This is a genomic window from Bacteroides coprosuis, from assembly GCF_020741705.1.
GTDB classification, from domain to species: Bacteria; Bacteroidota; Bacteroidia; order Bacteroidales; family Bacteroidaceae; genus Bacteroides_E; species Bacteroides_E coprosuis.
Window position 1 is genome coordinate 1 of record NZ_DYYK01000183.1, and the last position, 3,267, is coordinate 3,267.

The window sequence follows — 3,267 nt, forward strand, 5'->3', positions numbered from 1 at the left end:
GGAGGCTCTGATTATACTGCGGCTATTATTGCTGCCGCTTTAGATATGGAATCTCTTGAAATATGGACCGACGTGAGTGGAATTTATACTGCCGATCCGAAGTTGGTAAAACAAGCTAGGACTATAAAAAGCTTGAGCTTTCAAGAAGCAATGGAGCTTTCGCATTTTGGGGCTAAAGTATTATATTCTCCCACCTTACAACCTATTCTGGCGAAGAATATACCCTTATATGTAAAGAATACTTTTGAGCCTGAGGCTGCTGGAACTATTATTCATCATACTATTCCTCGGATTAACGGAAATGCTGTGCGGGGTATTAGTAACATAGATCATGTGGCTTTAATTACTCTTGAAGGTCCAGGTATGGTAGGTGTTACTGGTTTTTCTGAACGTTTATTTGAGGTGTTTTCAAAAGCAGAAATAAATATAATCTTTATCACTCAAGCCTCTTCGGAGTATTCTATTTGTTTTGCCATTGAAGAAGTAGAAGCAGAACGGGCAGAGAAGAAGATCAATGAAGAGTTTCACTTAGAGATAACTGAACAAAAAATTAAGCCTGCTCTAATTGAGAAGGATTTATCTATTATAGCTGTTGTCGGTGAGAATATGAAAAACCACCAAGGTATTAGTGGCAAGATGTTTAGTGCATTGGGTAGAAATAATATCAATATAAGGGCAATAGCTCAAGGTGCATCTGAAAGGAACATCTCTACTATTATTGCACAGAAGAATGTACGCAAGGCTTTGAATACCTTACACGAGGCATTTTTTGAAGAAGATGTAGTTCAGTTAAATCTTTTTATTATGGGTGTGGGTAATGTAGGAAGTCGTTTTCTAGAGCAGATTGACAAGCAAAGAGAATATCTATTTAAATATCTAAAATTGAATGTTCGTGTTATTGGTTTGGCCAATTCTCGTACTATGTTTTTTAATGAAGAGGGAATCGTTCATAACCAATGGAAAGAATCGCTCAATGCAGGAGAAAAATGCAGTTTAGATGGATTTATAGAAAGAATTAGACAACTCAATCTGAGGAACAGCGTTTTTGTAGATATGACAGCTAGTGAAGAAGTTGCAAGGTCTTATGCTTCTTACTTATATAATAGTATAGGTGTGGTAACTTGTAATAAGATAGCTTGTGCTTCCGATTATGATTTTTATAAGAGATTGAAAGATCTATCTCGAAAATATCATGCACCTTTTTTGTTTGAAACGAGTGTAGGAGCTGGGTTACCTGTTATTGATACCTTAAAGAACTTAATAGCTTCGGGAGATCGAATTCATAAAATAGAAGCAGTGTTAAGTGGTAGTTTGAACTTTATCTTTAATCACTTTGATGATACAACTTCTTTTGATGAAGCGGTAGAAATGGCACAAGCTGCGGGATATACAGAGCCCAATCCCTTAATTGATTTGAGTGGTATTGATGTGCAGAGAAAGTTAATGATTTTAGTTAGAGAAAGTGGATATAAAATAGAGTTTCATGAGGTTGAAAATGGCGGATTTTTACCAGAGTCTTGTTTAAAAGCCAAGAGTACAACGGAATTATATCAGCTCTTAAAAGAAAACCGTTCTCACTTTGATGCTCTGTATTATGCAGCCTCAAAAGTAGGAGGTAAGCTCAAATTTGTAGCCTCTTTTGAACAAGGAGTTGCGAGAGTGGGCTTACAAATCATTCCTTCCGATCATGATTTTTATCATTTAGAGGGAAAAGATAATATTATCCTATTTTACACAGACCGATATTGCGAACAACCTCTTGTTGTGAAAGGTGCTGGCGCTGGAGCTTCGGTCACTGCTTCTGGTATTTTTGCAGATGTAATACGAATAGGGAATAAAAACATATAAGAAGATGAATCAGATTAAACTATTTTGTCCAGCTACTATAGCCAATGTTTCTTGTGGATTCGATGTTTTAGGTCTATGCTTGGAAAGCGTAGGTGATGAAATGCTTTTTGAAAAAAGTGCAGAGAAGGGAATACGTATTCAAGAAATTATAGGGGCAGATTTACCTTTAGAGGTAGAGCAAAATGTGGCAGGGGTAGCAGCTTTATCTCTTTATGAAGAGTTGGATCCCGATTTTGGTGTAGATATTACTATTTATAAAAATATTAAGGCAGGGAGTGGTATAGGAAGTAGTGCTGCAAGTGCTGCAGGAGCCGTGTTTGGTGTTAATGCCTTATGTAATTATCCGTTGTCCAATAAAGAACTGATTTATTATGCTATGCAAGGAGAGGCTTTGGCTAGTGGGGCTTCTCATGCTGACAATGTTGCTCCTGCTTTATTGGGGGGCTTTGCTTTTATACGCAGTTACGATCCGCTCGATATAATCTCTATTCCAACTCCTAGTGAGTTATATGCTACAGTTATTCATCCTCAAATAGAACTGAAGACGAAAGATGCTCGCTCTGTAGTCAAACAAAATATTAGTTTAAAGAAAGCAATTGTGCAATGTGGAAACTTAGGAGGTTTAATTTGTGGTTTGTATAATAGTGATTATGATTTGATTGGTAGATCACTTCATGATGAGTTTGTTGAACCGATACGATCTCTTCTAATTCCCAACTTTGATGAACTCCAGTTGGCTGCAATAGAGCATGGCGCTTTGGGAAGTGGAATATCAGGAGCTGGACCATCTGTTTTTGCATTGTGTGAAGGAAGAAAGGTTGCCGAAGTGGTGGCTAAGGCAATGAAAGAAGTTGTTCGGGGTGCAGATTATGAATCGGAAATTCATGTTTCACCTATTAATTCACAAGGAATAAAAATAATATCATGAAATATTACAGTTTAAATAATCCCAATTTAAAAGTTAGTTTCAAAGAAGCTGCAATTACAGGTATTGCACCAGATAAGGGATTGTATTTCCCTGAAAGCTTACCTCAGCTTGATCGTTCCTTTTTTGAAAACATAGAAAAATATACAAAAGAAGAGATAGCATATCAAGCTATTCATCCCTTTATCGGAGACGAGATTCCCGAATCGGTATTGCGTAATATTATTTCTGAAACATTGAATTTTGATTTTCCTATTGTTGAGGTTCAGGAAAGTATCTTTGCTTTAGAGTTATACCATGGTCCTACAATGGCATTTAAAGATGTAGGTGCCCGATTTATGTCTCGTTGTTTACGCTATTTTACCCAAGGACGGAAAGATAAAATTACGATTCTTGTAGCTACATCGGGCGATACAGGTGGAGCTGTAGCCAATGGCTTTTATGGAGTAGAAGGAGTGGAGGTGGTTATTTTGTATCCATCGGGAAAAGTAAGT

2 protein-coding genes and 1 pseudogene are annotated in these 3,267 nt (G+C 37.0%); all 3 read left to right on the top strand.

The window, feature by feature from the left end; genetic code table 11:
* On the top strand, positions 1-1,848 hold a 1,848-nt coding region (gene thrA, locus K8V80_RS11000), incomplete at its 5' end, for a bifunctional aspartate kinase/homoserine dehydrogenase I (protein ID WP_276778010.1).
* 4 nt (positions 1,849-1,852) lie between these two features.
* Positions 1,853-2,776 (top strand): homoserine kinase, encoded by a 924-nt coding sequence (locus tag K8V80_RS11005; RefSeq protein ID WP_276778011.1) that lies wholly within the window; start codon positions 1,853-1,855, stop codon positions 2,774-2,776.
* A pseudogene (locus K8V80_RS11010) lies at positions 2,773-3,267 on the top strand (threonine synthase); the annotation flags it as partial. The gene K8V80_RS11005 and the pseudogene K8V80_RS11010, both read left to right, overlap by 4 nt.